14 protein-coding genes are annotated in these 16,181 nt (G+C 68.1%); 3 read left to right on the top strand and 11 right to left on the bottom strand.

Features of this window, described 5'->3' with window-relative positions; all coding sequences use genetic code 11:
- Positions 1–72 precede the first annotated feature (72 nt).
- The 8 genes from AC3DE2_RS18905 to aspS all read right to left on the bottom strand — a co-directional run bounded on the left by AC3DE2_RS18905 (position 73) and on the right by aspS (position 7,615).
- Positions 73–2,010: a potassium transporter Kup gene (locus tag AC3DE2_RS18905; RefSeq protein ID WP_488427407.1), complete on the bottom strand. Its 1,938-nt coding sequence runs from the start codon at positions 2,008–2,010 to the stop codon at positions 73–75.
- 49 nt (positions 2,011–2,059) lie between these two features.
- Positions 2,060–2,644 (bottom strand): Holliday junction branch migration protein RuvA, encoded by a 585-nt coding sequence (gene ruvA, locus AC3DE2_RS18900; protein WP_488427406.1) that lies wholly within the window; start codon positions 2,642–2,644, stop codon positions 2,060–2,062.
- 112 nt (positions 2,645–2,756) lie between these two features.
- Positions 2,757–3,278 (bottom strand): crossover junction endodeoxyribonuclease RuvC, encoded by a 522-nt coding sequence (gene ruvC, locus AC3DE2_RS18895; RefSeq protein ID WP_141455742.1) that lies wholly within the window; start codon positions 3,276–3,278, stop codon positions 2,757–2,759.
- 108 nt (positions 3,279–3,386) lie between these two features.
- Positions 3,387–4,118, bottom strand: coding sequence for a YebC/PmpR family DNA-binding transcriptional regulator (locus tag AC3DE2_RS18890; protein WP_295383242.1), 732 nt, complete (start codon positions 4,116–4,118; stop codon positions 3,387–3,389).
- 38 nt (positions 4,119–4,156) lie between these two features.
- Positions 4,157–4,879 carry an esterase/lipase family protein gene (locus tag AC3DE2_RS18885; RefSeq protein ID WP_295383244.1) on the bottom strand — a complete coding sequence of 241 codons (723 nt, stop codon included), beginning with the start codon at positions 4,877–4,879 and terminating at the stop codon, positions 4,157–4,159.
- A 61-nt stretch (positions 4,880–4,940) separates the two neighbouring features.
- The gene (locus AC3DE2_RS18880) at positions 4,941–5,456 is read right to left on the bottom strand and encodes a GNAT family N-acetyltransferase (protein ID WP_488427484.1); all 516 of its coding nucleotides are present in this window, start codon (positions 5,454–5,456) and stop codon (positions 4,941–4,943) included.
- 2 nt (positions 5,457–5,458) lie between these two features.
- Positions 5,459–5,737, bottom strand: coding sequence for a DNA primase (locus AC3DE2_RS18875; protein ID WP_488427405.1), 279 nt, complete (start codon positions 5,735–5,737; stop codon positions 5,459–5,461).
- A gap of 117 nt (positions 5,738–5,854) precedes the next feature.
- Positions 5,855–7,615 carry an aspartate--tRNA ligase gene (aspS, locus tag AC3DE2_RS18870; RefSeq protein WP_488427404.1) on the bottom strand — a complete coding sequence of 587 codons (1,761 nt, stop codon included), beginning with the start codon at positions 7,613–7,615 and terminating at the stop codon, positions 5,855–5,857.
- Positions 7,616–7,756: 141 nt separating this feature from the next.
- Here aspS and AC3DE2_RS18865 point away from each other — a divergent pair, with 141 nt between their 5' ends.
- Complete coding sequence (locus AC3DE2_RS18865; RefSeq protein WP_488427403.1) at positions 7,757–8,707, top strand: DUF3011 domain-containing protein; 951 nt, start codon at positions 7,757–7,759, stop codon at positions 8,705–8,707.
- A 48-nt stretch (positions 8,708–8,755) separates the two neighbouring features.
- On the opposite strand, the gene AC3DE2_RS18860 is transcribed toward AC3DE2_RS18865, so the two are convergent.
- Together AC3DE2_RS18860 and bla are read right to left on the bottom strand one after the other, a co-directional pair.
- The gene (locus AC3DE2_RS18860; protein ID WP_295383250.1) at positions 8,756–9,064 is read right to left on the bottom strand and encodes an FmdB family zinc ribbon protein; all 309 of its coding nucleotides are present in this window, start codon (positions 9,062–9,064) and stop codon (positions 8,756–8,758) included.
- 83 nt (positions 9,065–9,147) lie between these two features.
- The gene (gene bla / locus AC3DE2_RS18855; RefSeq protein ID WP_488427402.1) at positions 9,148–10,041 is read right to left on the bottom strand and encodes a class A beta-lactamase; all 894 of its coding nucleotides are present in this window, start codon (positions 10,039–10,041) and stop codon (positions 9,148–9,150) included.
- Between the two features lie 100 nt (positions 10,042–10,141).
- Between bla and AC3DE2_RS18850 the strand changes: the two genes are divergently transcribed.
- Positions 10,142–11,014: a LysR substrate-binding domain-containing protein gene (locus tag AC3DE2_RS18850; RefSeq protein ID WP_488427401.1), complete on the top strand. Its 873-nt coding sequence runs from the start codon at positions 10,142–10,144 to the stop codon at positions 11,012–11,014.
- Between the two features lie 24 nt (positions 11,015–11,038).
- Here the strand turns inward: AC3DE2_RS18850 and AC3DE2_RS18845 are convergent, their stop codons facing one another.
- The gene (locus AC3DE2_RS18845; protein WP_488427400.1) at positions 11,039–13,012 is read right to left on the bottom strand and encodes an ABC-F family ATP-binding cassette domain-containing protein; all 1,974 of its coding nucleotides are present in this window, start codon (positions 13,010–13,012) and stop codon (positions 11,039–11,041) included.
- A 289-nt stretch (positions 13,013–13,301) separates the two neighbouring features.
- Here AC3DE2_RS18845 and AC3DE2_RS18840 point away from each other — a divergent pair, with 289 nt between their 5' ends.
- Positions 13,302–15,683: a TonB-dependent receptor plug domain-containing protein gene (locus tag AC3DE2_RS18840; protein ID WP_488427399.1), complete on the top strand. Its 2,382-nt coding sequence runs from the start codon at positions 13,302–13,304 to the stop codon at positions 15,681–15,683.
- The last annotated feature ends 498 nt before the right edge of the window (positions 15,684–16,181 follow it).

Below are 16,181 nucleotides of genomic sequence, written 5' to 3'. Positions count from 1 at the left end.
ACCGCCATGGAAAAAGGGCCGGAGGCTGACGCCGCCCGGCCCCTTCGGACATGCCCGCGCGCCGGCCGCGGCTCAGATCTCCACCTGCGCGCCCAGTTCGACCAGGCGGTTGCCCGGAATGCGGAAGAACCCGGTCGCCGGCGCCGCGTTGCGGTGCATGACCGCGAACAGCTTGTCGCGCCAGACTGGCATGCCGCGGTGGGCGGTGGCGACGATGCTCTCGCGGCTGGCGAAATAGGTCGTCTCCATCGGATCGAAATAGATGCCGCCGCGATCGCAGGAGCGCATCAGCGCCTGCGGCACGTCCGGCGTCTCCATGAAGCCGAACTTGACGATCACCCGGTAGAACTCGTCGCCGATGGATTCGATCTTCAGGCGCTTTTCCATCGGTGCGAACGGCACCGGCAAAGTTTCCACGGTCAGGAACACGTTGCGCTCGTGCAGCACCTTGTTGTGCTTGAGGTTGTGCAGCAGCGCATGCGGGACCATGCCGGTCTGCGCGGTCAGGAACACCGCCGTGCCCGGCACCCGCACCGGCGGCGCCAGCATCAGGCCGGGCAGGAAGGTATCCAGTTGGATGCCTTCCTTGCGGATTTCCGCGCTGAGCAGTTCGCGGCCGCGGCGCCAGGTGCGCAGCAGGGTGAACACCACGATGCCCAGCACCACCGGGAACCAGGCCCCCTGGAAGAACTTGGCGCCGTTGGCGAACACGAAGCCCACGTCGACCACGAAGAACACCACGCACAGCGCGATGACCACGCCGCTGCCCTTCGGCCACAGCGCGCGCGCGACCAGCGCCAGCAGCAGGGTGTCGATCAGCATGGTCGCCGACACCGAGATGCCGTAGGCGGCGGCCAGGCGGGTGGAATCCTGGAACATCACCACCACGGCCAGGACCGCCACCATCAGGATCCAGTTGATCCCGGGGATGTAGATCTGGCCGATGGTGTCGTGCGAGGTGTGCTTGATCTGCATGCGCGGGATGTAGCCCAGTTGCATGGCCTGGCGCGCCACCGAGAACGCGCCGGTGATGACCGCCTGCGAGGCGATCACCGCCGCCAGGGTGGCCATCACGATCATTGGGTACAGCGCCCAGCGCGGCACCGCCTCGTAGAACGGATTCACCACCGCCGCCGGATGTTCCAGCACGAACGCACCCTGCCCCAGGTAGTTCAGGAACAGGCACGGCAGCACCAGGATGTACCAGGCATAGCGGATCGGCTTGATGCCGAAATGGCCCATGTCCGCATACAGCGCCTCGCCGCCGGTCACCGCCAGCACCACCACGCCCAGGATCAGGACCGACTGCCAGCCGTGCTGGGCGAAGAAGCGCGCGCCCCACAGCGGGTTGAGCGCCTTCAGCACCTCCGGCGCGTCGACGATGTTGGCAATGCCGATGGCGCCGATGGACAGGAACCAGATCATCATGATCGGGCCGAACACCCGCCCGACTTTCTGGGTGCCGAACCGCTGCACCATGAACACCGATAGCAGGATGACGATGGTGATCGGCACGATGAAGTGGGTCAGCCGGGGCGCCGCCACGCCCAGGCCCTCGACAGCGCCGAGCACGGTGATGGCGGGCGTGATGACGCCATCGCCGAAGAACAGCGAGGCACCGAAGATGCCGAGGATGCCGACCACGTAGGCGGTCCGCGAGCCCTTCTTGAGGGTGCGCTGGGTCAGCGCCATCAGCGCCATGATGCCGCCCTCGCCCTCGTTGTCGGCGCGCATGATGATGGAGACGTACTTCACCGTCACCACGATCATCATCGCCCAGAACACCAGCGACAGGATGCCCAGCACGGTGTCGTGGTTGGCCTGCAGGTGGAAATGTTCGGAGAACGCTTCCTTCAGCGTGTACAGCGGGCTGGTGCCGATGTCGCCGAACACCACGCCGGCGGCGGCGATGACCAGGCCGGGCAGGCCCTGCGGCGTGCCGTGCGAATGGCCGTGGCCGTGGCCGCCTGAGGACGAAGCGGCCGAAGGGGAGGAAGCGGATGCGGACATGGCGGGATACAGGCTAGCGCGCGTGAAGTGAGGAAAGGCTCTAAACAGTTCAGCGCAGGGCCGACTGCAGTGCCTTGCGGATGATGGTGGCCGCGTCGTCGCCGCTGCCGGTCGCATCGCGGGCCATGCGGGCGGCCTCGGCCGGCTTGTAGCCGAGCTGTTGCAAGGCGATGGTGGCCTCGGATTGCGGATCCACCGGCAGGCTGGCGCTCATGCCGCCGCCGCCGCCCAGATCGGCGGCGCGATCCCGCAGTTCCACCACGATGCGCTCGGCGGTCTTCTTGCCGATGCCGGGGATGCGGGTCAGCGCGGTCACGTCGCTGGCCTGCACCAGTCGCGCGAACTCGTCGACGCTGACCCCGGACAGCACGGCCAGCGCGATCTTGGCGCCAATGCCGCTGACTTTCTGCACGTCGCGGAACAGGCGGCGCTCGCCCTCGCGCAGGAAGCCATACAGCGAGACGCTGTCTTCCTTCTGCGCGTAGTGGGTGAACAGGGTGACCTCCCGGCCGATGTCGGGCAGGTCGTAGAAGGTGCTCATCGGCGCCTCCAGTTCATAGCCCACTCCACCCACGTCGATGATCAGCCACGGGGGCTGCTTGTGCGAAAGGATGCCGCGCAGTCGTCCGATCATTTGGCCCTCCGGGTACGGGATTGGGGATTGGGGATTGGGGATTGGCGACATGCGGCCTTCCGCCGCGTCGCGCCGTTGCGAATCTCCAATCCCCAATCCCGAATCCCGGACATCATTTGCGACTCCACGCCTGGCGGGCGTTGACGCCCAGGCGGTTGGCGGTGGCGCGCACGTGCGCATGGGTGATGGCCACGGCCAGCGCGTCGGCGGCGTCGGCCTGCAGCTTGCCGTGCAGGCCGAGCATGATCCCGACCATGTGCTGGATCTGGTGCTTTTCCGCGCTGCCCTTGCCGACCACGGCCAGCTTCACTTCCTTGGCGGCGTATTCGTGCACCGGCAGATCACGCAGCACCACCGCACAGATCGCCGCGCCGCGCGCCTGGCCCAGCTTGAGCGCCGAATCGGGGTTGCGGGCCATGAAGACCTTCTCGATGGCGACCTCGTCCGGCCGCCAGGTCTCTATGATTTCGGCCAGGCCGGTCAGCAGGCACTTGAGCCGCTGCGGAAAATCCTCGGCGCCCAGCAGCACCAACGGCGCATGGTGCACATGCGTCGTCCGCCCGGCGCCGTCCACGTCGATGATGCCGACGCCGGTGCGCTGCGAACCCGGATCGATGCCGAGGATGCGGGTCATCTTTGCCGGGATTCGGGATGGGGGATGCTGGATTGGAGGCATGGCGCACGGTATGGGGCCGGCATCGGGAAGTACATCATCCCCAATCCCGAATCCCCAATCCCGTCCTCACGCATATGCATCCGCGCCAAGCTCGGCGTTGGAGTAGACGTTCTGCACGTCGTCCAGATCTTCGAGCATGTCGAGCAGTTTGACGACCTGCCTGGCGGTGTCGCCCTGCACGGCGATGTCGTTGTCGGCGCGGAAGGTCACTTCGGCCTGGTCGGCGGAAAGACCGGCCGCGTCCATGGCGTCCTTGACCGCTTGGAAACTGTCCGGTGCGGTGATGACATCGATGGAGCCGTCATCGGCATACACCACCACGTCGTCCGCGCCGGCGTCGATGGCCGCCTCGGTGATCTTCTCCTCGTCCGCGCCGGGCGCGTAGCTGAGCACGCCCAGGCGCTTGAACATGAACGCGACCGAGCCTTCGGTTCCCATGTTGCCGCCGCATTTGCTGAACGCATGGCGGACATCGGCCACGGTGCGCACGCGGTTGTCGGTCAGGCAGTCGACGATCACCGCGACGCCGCCGGGCGCGTAGCCCTCGTAGCGCACTTCCTCGTAGACCACGCCTTCCAGTTCACCGGTGGCTTTCTTGACCGCGCGCTCGATCACGTCCTTGGACATGTTGGCGGCCAGGCCCTTGTCCATCGCCACGCGCAGGCGCGGATTGTTGTTGGGATCGCCCCCGCCCGCCCTCGCGGCCACGCCGATTTCACGGATGATCTTGGTGAAGATCTTGCCGCGCTTGGCGTCGCTGGCGTTCTTGCGGGCTTCGATCGAGGGTCCTCTACCCATGGGTCTTCCGGAACAAGGCTGCTGACGGGGCCGCGATTCTACTCCATCGTGCCGGCCCGGCCGTTACCCGTCCGGGTTCCACGGCTTGTTCCGGGAGCGTCGGCGGCGCCGGTTTCACGCGCTTGCGGATGGGTGAAGCGGCCATGCCGCAGGAAACAGGCCGCCTGATGGGCGGCTTCGGCGGAGAACACCAGTCCGGTGTGGCTGGCGGCGACGATGCAGTGATCGCTCAACCCCGGCAACCGGGTTTCCTCCACCGACACGGTGCCGTCGGAATCCCCCTCGAACCTCGCCAGCAGGCGGCCGAATCCGCGCGCGACATTGCCGGCGACCACGCCCACCTGCGCCGTTCCTTCCCAGGGCGCGCAGCCGGACAGCAGAAGGGGGCCGCTGCGGCCGAGCGCATGCACGCTCCACGGATGACTGGCGAGATTCCGCGCGGTGAGGCTGCCGCGCAGCGGCGATCCCAGGCAGACGACCCGCGCCACCGGCAGTTCCGGCGCCTGTCTCAGGGTTTCCAGGGCCACGATGCCGCCCAGGCTGTGTCCGACCAGGCTGGTCGGTCCGCCGCCGGCGCGCAGGTGGGCCATCAATCGCGGAATCGCGGCCTCGGGGCCACCGAACACGCTGTCATAGCCGAACACTTCGGCATCGAATCCCTCCGCGCGCAGCCGCCAGGCCAGCGGGGCCACCCAGGAACGGGCGTTCCAGATGCCATGCAGGATGAGGACGCGGGGGCGGAGTGGAGGGGAAGGCGCCATGGCCCCAGTCTGGCCGAATCGGGCGCGGCAATCCAACCCGCGGGACTGGCGTATCCGCGGTTCAGCGCGCGGCACCGCGCCGCAGGATGAATTCGTGATCGCGCACGCGACCGACCGGGAACTCGTAGTCGCCCACCTTCTCGAAGCCATAACGGCCATAGAAGCGCTGGGCGCCGAAGTTCTGCGACCACACCCCAATCCACAGCGTGCGCGGGCCGTCGCGTTCCAGCCAGGCCAGCGCGGTGTCGCACAGGCGCGCGCCCCAGCCGCCGTTCTGGTGGCTGGCCAGCACGTACAGCCGCTTCAGTTCGCCGTCGCCGGCGGCGACCTGCGGATGCGGCAGCCCGCAGGGGCCGGCCGCGGCATGGCCCACGGCCACGCCATCGGCTTCCAGCAGCCACACCGCATAGTCGGGGTGGGCCAGGATGATGCGTTGCTTGTCCACCGCGTAGGCGTCCGCGAGGAACGCCTGCAGATCCCCGGCCGGATACAGATGGCCGAAGGTTTCGGTGAACGTGCGCGCGGCCAGGTCCGAAAGCACCTCGGCATCGGCCGGCGTGGCGCGGCGGATGTGCACGCTCACTCTTCCTCGTCGTCCTCGTCCGCCTCTTCCTCGTCGGCGTCCTCGTCCTCTTCGCCCTCTTCCTCGTCTTCGTACTCGTAGTCGTCCTCGCCGAAGTCCTCGCCGTCCCAGCGCCCTTCGCCGTCCGGCACGAAGGTCAGCGCCATCGCGGCGGGCGAGGTGCCGATCCGCACCACCCAGCCACCGAACACGCGCGCGCGCTCGGTCATCAGGCCGGCGTCGGTTCCTTCATTGCCCAGCTTTTCCCACTGCAGCGCGAACGCAAACTCGGTCATGCCAATACTCCGTAAGAAAGAAAAACCCCTGGCGGGGAATCCGGCGGCGATTGCCGCCGGACGATTTAAAAAAGGATGCGCAGCCCCCGGCCCCGGAACGCGGAGCCGGGCGGCGGATCACTGCGCCTTGGGCGCGACCGGCCGCACCTGGATGTGCAGTTCGGCCAGTTGCTCGTCGGGAATCGGCGACGGCGCGCCGGTCATCAGGCACTGCGCGGTGGTGGTCTTGGGGAACGGAATCACGTCGCGGATCGATTCGGTGCCCGCCATCAGCGCGGCGATGCGATCGATGCCGAAGGCGATGCCGCCGTGCGGCGGCGCGCCGAACTTCAGCGCGTCCAGCAGGAAGCCGAACTTGGCCTCCGCCTCCTCCGCACCTATGCCCAGCAGCTCGAACACCGCGCTCTGCATGTCCGGACGATGGATGCGGATCGAACCGCCGCCGATCTCGTTGCCGTTGAGCACCATGTCATAGCCACGCGACACCGCGGTCTTGGCGTTGGCGCGCAGGTCGGCGATGTCGTCCACGGCCGGTGCGGTGAACGGATGGTGCAGGGCGACATAGCGCTGCGCCTCCTCGTCCCATTCGAACATCGGGAAGTCGGTGACCCACAGCGGACGCCAGCCCTCGGCGACGCGGCCGAAGTCCCGGCCGGCCTTCAGCCGCAGCGCGCCCATGAAGTCGGACACCTTGTTGTAGCCACCGGCGCCGAAGAACACGATGTCGCCGTGGCCGGCGCCGACGTGCGCGACCAGTGCCGCGAAAGCGTCCTCGCCGAAGAACTTCTGGATCGGCGAACTGACTTCGCCGTTGTCGGCGATCTTGATGTAGGCCAGGCCCTTGGCGCCGTACTTGGCGGCATGCGCGGCGTACTCGTCGATTTGCTTGCGCGACAGGCTGGCGCCACCGGGGATGCGCAGCGCGGCGACGCGGCCGTCCGGATCGGCGGCGGCGGCCGAGAACACGGCGAACTCGCTGCCCTTGACCAGCCCGGCGACGTCGACCAGTTCCAGATCGATGCGCAGGTCCGGCTTGTCCGAGCCGTAGCGGCGCATCGCCTCGGCCCAGGTCATGCGCGGGAAGGGATCGGCCAGATCGACGGACATCACTTCCTTGAAGATGTCGCGGATCATGCCTTCCACGGTGTCCTGCACGTCGCGCTCGCGAACGAAGGCGAACTCCATGTCCAGCTGGGTGAATTCCAGCTGGCGGTCGGCGCGCAGCGCCTCGTCGCGGAAGCAGCGCGCGATCTGGTAATAGCGGTCGAAGCCGGCGACCATCAGGATCTGCTTGAACAGCTGCGGCGACTGCGGCAGCGCGTAGAACTCGCCCGGATGCAGGCGCGCCGGCACCAGGAAGTCGCGCGCGCCTTCCGGCGTGGCCTTGGTCAGGATCGGGGTTTCGATGTCCTGGAAACCGCGCGCATCCAGCCAGCGACGCAGCGCCTGCACCAGCCGGATGCGGGTGCGCTGCATGCGCTGCATCTCCGGACGACGCAGATCCAGGTAACGGTACTTCAGGCGGGTGTCCTCGCCGGCGTTCTCATGGGCATGGAACGGCAGCGGTTGCGCCTTGTTGAGCACGCTGATGCGGGTGGCGACGATCTCCACCTTGCCGGTCGGAATCTTCTCGTTGACGCTGTGGCGCGCGCGCACCACGCCTTCCACCTGCAGCACGTCCTCGTAGCCCAGATCCGCGGCCACGGCGAACACGTCGGCGTTGTCCGGCTCCACCGTCACCTGCACGATGCCTTCGTGGTCGCGCAGGTCGATGAAGCACACGCCACCGAGGTTGCGGGCAACGTCGGTCCAGCCGCACAGGGTGACGGTCTGGCCGATCATGGCCTCGTTGATGAGGCCGCAATAATGGGTACGCATGGGGGCTCCGCGAGTTGCATCCGGCGAGTGCCGGAAAGCCGCATAGTCTAACCCGTACGGGCTTCCCCCACCCCGCCGCCGGGGCCTTCCCAAGCCCTCCCCCGGGAGGATTAAGCTTGCCGCTCCCGACGGGAGACCACCATGAACAAGGCCGTGATGAAGTTGCTGTGCGCACTCTTTCTGGCCTTGCCGGCCAGCCTTGCCCTGGCCCAGGCTCAGACCCGGGCCTACGCCCCGGAAAACCTGCGGACCCTGACCGTGGCCGAGCAGACCCGGGTCATCGGCCTGGAGTACAGCGAGCAATCACGCGGTCGCCGCATCCCGGACGACCAGCTGCGTTTCTACCTGGACCAGGTGCGCCTGTCGGGCTGGCCCTTCAGCCGCATCAAGCAGGACATCGCCACCTCGCTGGGCGGCGGCGGCGGTGGCTGGAATCCGGATCCGGCGCCGGGGCGCACCGTGCGCTGCGAGAGCCAGGACCAGCGCGAGCGCACCTGCCAGACCGGTTTCGCCAACCGCGCCCGGCTGTCCCGCCAACTGTCCAGCGGCGCCTGCGTCGAGGGCCAGTCCTGGCAGCAGCAGCCCGGGGTGATCCGGGTCCGCAACGGCTGCCGGGGCGAGTTCACGGAAACCACGCAGGGCTGGGGCAACGGCGGCGGCAATGCCGGCTACACGGTGACGTGTTCCAGCGAGGACGCCCGCTACCGCACCTGCGCCTGGGACGATCGCCGCGGCCGTCCGGTGGTGGTGCAGAACCTCTCCAAGGCCCGCTGCCAGGAGGGCGGCAACTGGGGCCACCAGCGCAACGCCATCTGGGTGAACCATGGTTGCCGCGCGCGTTTCGGCGTGGCCGGCGGCAGCGGCGGCGACTGGGGCGGTGGCAATCCCGGTTATGGCGTGCAGTGCGCCAGCAAGCCGGGAGATCCGCGGCTCAACTGGTGCCGCTGGGATGGCCGCCAAGGGCGCCCGCGCCTGCAGCAGGAATATTCACAGCGGATCTGCGGCGCGGAAGGACGCGGCTGGGGCTATGACGCCAATCGCCAGGAAATCTGGGTACGCGGCGGCTGCAACGCGCGCTTCGGCGCGCGCTAGGCGAGCGGTTCCAGGCCAGGGGCGGGAAGGTTCCGCCCCCGGTCGGGCTCAGCTAGCGGAAGACGGGCTCGCCGGCTTGGCTTCGGTCTTGGCGGGCGTCGCGCTGTCTGCGGAGGATGAAGCGCCGGTCCCGCCGGAGCCGCCGCCCTCGGCCAGGTTGCGCTTCTTGTCGCCATCCTTCTTGAAATCCGTCTCGTACCAGCCACCGCCGGCCAGGCGGAAGGCGGGTGCGGTCAGCTGGCGCTTGACCGCCGGCCGTCCGCAGGACGGGCAAGCATCGGGATCCGGGTCGGACAGCTTCTGCAGTCGGTCAAAGGCGTGGCCGCATTCGGCGCACTCGAAGGCATAGATCGGCATGACGGAAACGCAATGAGGGAAACGCAGGCCCCTATTCTGGGGCCTGGCGCCGGGGATTCAACGGTCGGGGACCGGCCTCGTCCTCAGGCGATGAACCGCGCCGCCGCCGCCCCGACCTGCCGCAGCACCTGATCGCGGGCGTCCGCGTCGACCTTCGCGCCCTGCAGATAGCTGGTCAACAGCCACGGCGCCCGCCCGCGATCCGGCCAGACGATGGCGATGTCATTGGTGGTGTCCTGCCCGTTGCTGCCGGTCTTGTCGCCGACCTTCCAGCCGGCCGGCAGCCCGGCGCGCAGGCGACGGTCACCGGTGCGGTTGTCGACCAGCCAACCGGCCAGGCGCTGGCGGGAGTCGGTGCCAAGCACCTCGCCCAGGAGCAGCCGGCGCAAGGTCCCGGCCATCGCTTCGGGGGTGGTGGTGTCGCGCGGATCATCGGGATGGAAGCGGTTGACGTCCGGTTCGTCGCGGTCGTTGCGGGTCACCGCGTCACCGCTGGCGCGCAGGAACGCGGTGACGCCGGCGGGGCCTCCCACCAGCGGCAGCAGCAGGTTGGCGGCCGGGTTGTCGCTCCAGATCATCGTCGCCTGGCACAGCTCCTCCACGCTCAGGTGGCCGCCGACGTGCTTTTCGGTCACCGGCGCGTGCGGAATCATGTCCTCGCGGCGGATCGGCACGCGCCGGTCCAGGGTCAACCCACCGTGCTCGACCCGCCGCAACACCGCCGCCGCCAGCGGAAACTTGAACGTACTGCACATCGGGAAGCGCTCGCCCATGCAGCGCCCCCACTGCCGCCCATTGGCGGTGTCGACCAGGCACACCCCGAGGCGCCCGCCGCTGCCACGCTCCAGCGCCCCGAGGGTCTCGGCGAAACCGGCGTCGGCGCTGCCGATGGTCTCCTCGCCGGCGAGCACGCACGCGGCAGGCAGGACGGCGAAGGCGGAGGCGGTCATCCGCAGGAACTGGCGGCGGGCAATCATCAGGTGGCTTCCTGTGAGAAAACCTGATTGTTCCCGCGTTGACCGGGGGCCGCCAGCGAGGTTATTCAATGCCATCCATTAGCCAGCCTCATGACGCCTCATGCTCAGGCCCCAATTGCCGCTCAACGCGCTGCGCGCCTTCGAGGCCGCGGCGCGCCACCAGAACCTGACCCGCGCGGCCGATGAGCTGTGCGTCAGCCAGGCCGCGCTGAGCCATCAGATCAAGGCGCTGGAGGAGCGGCTGGGCACCGTCCTGTTCCAGCGCCTGCCCCGCGGGGTGGCGTTGACCGACGAAGGCGCGGCGCTGCTGCCGGTGCTGAGCGAGGCGTTCGACCGCATCGGCCTGAGCCTGGACCGGCTGGCCGGCGGCGATGCCCGCGAGGTGCTGACGGTCGGCGTGGTCGGCACCTTCGCCATCGGCTGGCTGCTGCCGCGGCTGCCGGCGTTCGCGGCCACCCACCCGGACATCGAACTGCGCGTGTCCACCCACAACAATCGCGCCGATCTGGCCGGCGAGGGCCTGGACATGGCGATCCGCTTTGGCGATGGCGATTGGCCGGGCGAAGTCTGCACCCCGCTGTGGGCGACCCCGTTCGCGCCGGTGTGCGCGCCCGCGCTGGCCGAGGCGTTGCGGCAACCGCGCGATCTCGCCCACGTGCCGCTGCTGCGTTCGTTCCGCGCCGACGAATGGCCGCGCTGGCTGGCCGCGGCCGGCCTCACCGGCCTGCAGGCGCGCGGGCCGCAGTTCGACTCGTCACTCACCCTCGCCGGCGCGGTCTCGCGCGGCGCGGGCGTGGCGTTGCTGCCGCTGGCGATGTTCGAACACGAACTCGCGGCCGGCCGCCTGCTGCAACCCTTCGCGCAGACGCTGGATCTCGGCCGCTACTGGCTGACCCGGCTGCGTTCGCGACGCGAGTCCGAAGCGGCGACGCGGTTACGCGGATGGCTGGAAGCGGAAGGCGGGGTGGGCTGACGGAGCACTTGATCCCCCGCCCGATCAACCCGCTTCGTACAACGCCGACCAGGCCTGCTCGGCCTGTTCCAGTTCCTGTTGCAGGCGGGTCCGTTGCTGTCCCAGTTCGGCCGCGCGCGCGGTGTCGGCATAGCTGCGCGGATCCGCCATTTCCGCATCGACCGCCGCCAGTTGCTCTTCGAGTTCGGTCATGCGCGCTTCGGCCTGGGCCAGCTTGTGCGGATTCGGCGGCTTGCGCGCCGGCGCCGGCTTGGGCGGCGGCGTGGGCGCGGCTTCGGCCATGCGCGTCTTGGTGCCCTGCGCGGCCGGACGCGTGCGCAGCCAGGCCGCGTATTCGTCCAGATCGCCGGCGAAGGGTTCCACCTGGCCGTCGGCCACCCGCCAGAAGGTGTCGCAGACCAGGCCGATCAGATGGCGGTCATGCGAGACCATCACGATGGCGCCGTCGAAATCGCTGAGCGCCTCGGCCAGCGCCTCGCGCATTTCCAGATCCAGGTGGTTGGTCGGCTCGTCGAGCAGCAGCACGTTGGGCTGCTGCCAGGCGATCAGCGCCAGCGCCAGGCGCGCGCGCTCGCCACCGGAGAATCCGTCCACCGACTCGAACGCGCGATCGCCGGGGAAATTCCATTTGCCGAGGAAATCGCGGAACGACTGGGTCGATGCGTCGGGCGACAGTTCGCGGAAGTGATCGATCGGCGACTGGCCCTCGTGCAGCGATTCCACCGTGTGCTGGGCGAAGTAGCCGATGCGCAGATCCGGATGCGCGCTGCGCTCGCCGGCCACCAGCGGCAGCTCGCCCACCAGGGTCTTCACCAGGGTCGACTTGCCGGCGCCGTTGGGGCCGAGCAGGCCGATGCGATCGCCCGCCTCGAGACCGAAGCCCACGTCATGCAGGATGATCGTCGCGCCGCTCCCCGCAGGCGGCATCGCTCCCCCCCCCGCCCGCGGGGGAGGGTTGGGGTGGGGGCCGCTCTCCGGAGTCTTGCCCCCATCCGCCCTGCGAGCACCTTCCCCCGCAAGCGGGGGGAGCGGATAACCGGCTTCGCCATGGTTGATGCGGATCAGCGAATGCGGCAGGCGGTTGGGCTGGGCGAATTCGATGCGGAACTCGCGTTCCATCCGCACCGCCTCGGTGCCGGCCAGCTTGGCCAGCCGCTTCATCCGGCTCTGCGCCTGGCGCGCCTTGCTGGCCTTGGCCTTGAAGCGATCGATGAACGATTGCAGGTGCGCGCGTTCGGCCTGTTCCTTCTCGAACGCGATCTGCTGCTGGCGCAGTTGTTCGGCGCGCTGGCGCTCGAAATCGGTGTAGCCGCCGGTGTACAGCTTCGCGCCGCCGCCATGCAGGTGCAGGGTATGGGTGGCGACGTTGTCGAGGAATTCGCGATCGTGTGAGATCAGCAGCAGCGTGCCCGGATACTTCAGCAGCCACTGCTCCAGCCACAGCACTGCGTCCAGATCCAGGTGGTTGGTGGGTTCGTCCAGCAGCAGCAGGTCGCTGGGCATCATCAGCGCGCGCGCCAGGTTCAGGCGCACCCGCCAGCCGCCGGAGAACGCGGACACCGCACGCTGGTGGGTATCGGCGGGAAAGCCCAGGCCATGCAGCAGCTTGCCCGCGCGGGCGGTGGCGTCGTAACCACCGACTTCCTCCAGCCGGATATGCGCGGCGGCCACCGCTTCCCAGTCCTCCGCGGCCAGCGCGTCGGCTTCGGCCTTCAGCGCGGCGGCGACCTCGGTATCGCCGCCCAGCACGAAGTCGATGGCGGGATCCGGCAGCGACGGGGTTTCCTGGGCCACGCTGGCGATGCGCACCTTGCCGGGCAGATCGACATCGCCCTTGTCGGCTTCCAGTTCGCCGCGGATGGCCGCGAACAGGCTGGACTTGCCGGTGCCGTTGCGGCCGACCACGCCGACGCGGTAGCCCGCGTGCAGGGCCAGATCGACATTGGACAGGAGCAGGCGCTCGCCGCGCCGGAGAGCGAAATTACGCAGGGAAATCACGATGAAAAAGTCCGTTGCCGGAAACCGGGCAGGCTTCCCTAAGGAGCGGTGCCGGGTCTCACATTTGTTAAAAATTCATTGACGCAGGTGCCGCCAGCGGTTATCACGACCTTCGGATCGCACCGACGGGCATAAGCACATAAGCAGAAGTTCTGCGACGCGATTCTACTCGTTAACGAATAATTGACGTTATGTTGTGGTGCAGCATGCCTCCGGGCGTGCCGCCGCTGCCCCGCCAGCGACCGCTGCATCACGGCCGTTACATCCCGTTCCGAGCACTGGAGTACCCATGATCCGCACGCTTTCTCCGTTGTCCGCCGCCATCGTCCTGGCCCTCGCCTCCGCCCCCGCCTTCGCCCAGAGCGAACAGAAGCCGCAGACCCTGGACACCCTTATTGTCACCGGTACGCGTGTCGCCGACCGCACGGCGGCCGAATCCCAGTCGCCCATCGACATCCTCACCCCCGAGGCGCTGCAGGCCACCGGCACCACCGAGCTGGCGACCGCGCTGGCGCGCGCCCTGCCCTCGCTGAATTTCCCACGCCCGGCCATCACTGACGGCACCAGCGGCGTGCGCCCGGCGCAGCTGCGCGGGCTGTCCCCGGACCAGGTGCTGATCCTGGTCAACGGCAAGCGCCGCCACCTGTCCGCCCTGGTCAACGTCAACGGCACCATCGGCCGCGGCTCTTCGGCGGTGGATCTCAACGCCATCCCGGTGTCGTCGATCGCGCGCGTGGAAGTGCTGCGCGACGGCGCCTCGGCCCAGTACGGCTCCGACGCCATCGCCGGCGTGGTCAACATCGTGCTCAAGGGCTCGGAGAAAGGCGGCAGCCTGGTCCTGGACGTGGGCCAGTACTCGGCCGGCGACGGCCGCCAGTACCAGTTGGCCGGCGATGCCGGCGTCGGCTTCGGCGATGGCCGCGGCTTCGTGCATGTCGCCGGGCAGGTGACCCGCCAGGACGAGACCGATCGCGCCGGCCCCTATCGCGGTACCTCCCCCAACGTCGGCAACAATCCGGACATCGGCGAGGTCGCCTACGTCTACGGCGATCCGGAAGTGGAAGCCGAGGCCGTGTCGGCCAACGCCGGCTTCCAGTTCAGCGACAACCTCAGTGCCTACGCGACGACGATCCTGAGCAACCGCGACATCACCTCGTTCGCGTTCTACCGCTCGCCGGGCCACAACGCGCTGGTGCCGCAGGTCTATCCGAACGGCTATGTGCCCGAGATCAACCAGGTCTCCAAGGACCGTTCGCTGGTCGCCGGCCTCAAGGGCGGCACCGACAGCGGCTGGACCTGGGATGTGAGCTACAACTACGGCTACAACAAACTGTTCTTCTACACCCGGAACAGCATCAACTACAGCCTCGGCGTGAACAGCCCGCACCGCTTCTACGACGGCGCGCTGGAGTACACCCAGAACCTGTTCAACGCCGACTTCACCAAGACCCTGGACTGGGGCCTGGCCTATCCGGCGACGCTGTCGTTCGGCGCCGAGTACCGCAGCGAGAAATGGAACCAGTCGCCGGGCAATCCGAACTCCTACGCCAACGGCGGCGCCCAGGGCTTCGGCGGCTTCACGCCCGCCAACGCCGTGCACGAGGATCGCCACAGCTATGCCGCCTACGTCGGCCTGGAAGCGGATTTCAGCGACAGGTTCTCCGCCGGCATCGCCGCCCGCTACGAGGACTATTCGGATTTCGGCAGCGAAACTTCCGGCAAGCTGTCGGCCCGCTACGCCTTCACCGACAAGGTCGCGCTGCGCGCCACCGTCGCCAGCGGCTTCCGCGCCCCGGCGCTGGCCCAGCAGTACTACCAGGTGGTGACCTCGCAGTACAACGCGAGCGTGGATCGCTTCTTCGAGTCCGGCACCTTCCCGGCCACCAGCGCGGTCGCGCAGGCGCTGGGCGCCGAGGCGCTGAAGGCGGAAACCTCGCTGTCCTACAGCCTGGGCCTGGTGCTGCAACCGGTCGACCGTCTGTACGTGACCATCGATGCGTACCAGATCGACATCGACGACCGCATCGTGCTGTCGTCCAACCTGCTGTTGGGCGACAACGCCGCCGCGCAGGCGCTGCTGGCCAGCCTGGGCATCAACGGGGTGACCAGCGCGCGCTACTTCAACAACGCCATCGACACCCGCACCCGCGGCATCGACGTGGTCGGCACCTACTCGATTCCATTGACCGCCAGCACCTTGAACCTCACCGCCGGCTACAACCACAACAAGACCGAGATCACCCGCATCGCCCCGAACCCACCGGAATTGACCGCGCTGGGCGCCAACCTGTGGCGCGTGGGTCGCGATGAACAGGGCCGCATCGAGGAAGGCTATCCGCGCGACAAGTTCACCCTCAACGCGGTGTGGAACCTGGCGTCGTGGGATTTCGCCCTGGGCACCACCCGCTATGGCGAGTTCACCACCCGGGTCAGCGAAACCGGCAATCCGGTCAACGACCAGAAGTACGGCGCGACCTGGACCGTGGATGCGTCGGCCAGCTACCGCCTGGATGGCTGGACCTTCACGCTGGGCGCGGACAACCTGCTGGACGAATACCCGGACCGCACCATCTTCCCGAACTCCAACAGCGGCCAGTTCCCCTACAGCAGCCAGTCGCCGGGCGGCTTCAATGGCGCCTATGTGTACGGACGCATCGGCTACAAGTGGTGAGCGCGTGATCACGCGTCCCGGGCGTTGTCGCGGGCTTGCCTCCTGATGGCCGTTTGAACCGTCTCGGACTGTTGAACGTGCTTGCCCAAGGTGCGGAAAGGCAAATCCCCCTCGGTCCCCCTTTTTCAAAGGGGGAGGAAGAAGCAGGTCTCTGGATCACGAAAGGCACCGAACGCTCGTAGCCCCCTTTGCAAAAGGGGGCGGGCGCCGAAGGCGACGGGGGATTTGCGCTTGGTGCTGAAAAGCAAATCCCCCTCGGTCCCCCTTTTTCAAAGGGGGAGGAAAAAGCGGGGCCCTGGATCAGGAGGGGCATCGACGCTGGTAGCCCCCTTTGCAAAAGGGGGCGAGCGCCGAAGGCGACGGGGGATTTACGCTTGGTGCTGAAAAGCAAATCCCCCTCGGTCCCCCTTTTTCAAAGGGGGAGGAAAAAGCGGGGCCCTGGATCAGGAGGGGCATCGACGCTGGTAGCCCCCTTTGCAAAAGGGGGCGAGCGCCGAA

This window comes from Pseudoxanthomonas sp. 68-E7, assembly GCF_057773145.1.
This window is presented reverse-complemented; position numbering and strand designations above follow the sequence as displayed.

Excerpts from the sequence above, each read along its gene's own strand:
- AC3DE2_RS18905 (WP_488427407.1), bottom strand. The coding sequence starts at position 2,010 with ATGTCCGCATCCGCTTCCTCCCCTTCGGCCGCTTCGTCCTCAGGCGGC.
- ruvA (WP_488427406.1), bottom strand. The coding sequence starts at position 2,644 with ATGATCGGACGACTGCGCGGCATCCTTTCGCACAAGCAGCCCCCGTGG.
- ruvC (WP_141455742.1), bottom strand. The coding sequence starts at position 3,278 with ATGACCCGCATCCTCGGCATCGATCCGGGTTCGCAGCGCACCGGCGTC.
- AC3DE2_RS18890 (WP_295383242.1), bottom strand. The coding sequence starts at position 4,118 with ATGGGTAGAGGACCCTCGATCGAAGCCCGCAAGAACGCCAGCGACGCC.
- AC3DE2_RS18885 (WP_295383244.1), bottom strand. The coding sequence starts at position 4,879 with ATGGCGCCTTCCCCTCCACTCCGCCCCCGCGTCCTCATCCTGCATGGC.
- AC3DE2_RS18875 (WP_488427405.1), bottom strand. The coding sequence starts at position 5,737 with ATGACCGAGTTTGCGTTCGCGCTGCAGTGGGAAAAGCTGGGCAATGAA.
- aspS (WP_488427404.1), bottom strand. The coding sequence starts at position 7,615 with ATGCGTACCCATTATTGCGGCCTCATCAACGAGGCCATGATCGGCCAG.
- AC3DE2_RS18865 (WP_488427403.1), top strand. The coding sequence starts at position 7,757 with ATGAACAAGGCCGTGATGAAGTTGCTGTGCGCACTCTTTCTGGCCTTG.
- AC3DE2_RS18860 (WP_295383250.1), bottom strand. The coding sequence starts at position 9,064 with ATGCCGATCTATGCCTTCGAGTGCGCCGAATGCGGCCACGCCTTTGAC.
- bla (WP_488427402.1), bottom strand. The coding sequence starts at position 10,041 with ATGATTGCCCGCCGCCAGTTCCTGCGGATGACCGCCTCCGCCTTCGCC.
- AC3DE2_RS18850 (WP_488427401.1), top strand. The coding sequence starts at position 10,142 with ATGCTCAGGCCCCAATTGCCGCTCAACGCGCTGCGCGCCTTCGAGGCC.
- AC3DE2_RS18840 (WP_488427399.1), top strand. The coding sequence starts at position 13,302 with ATGATCCGCACGCTTTCTCCGTTGTCCGCCGCCATCGTCCTGGCCCTC.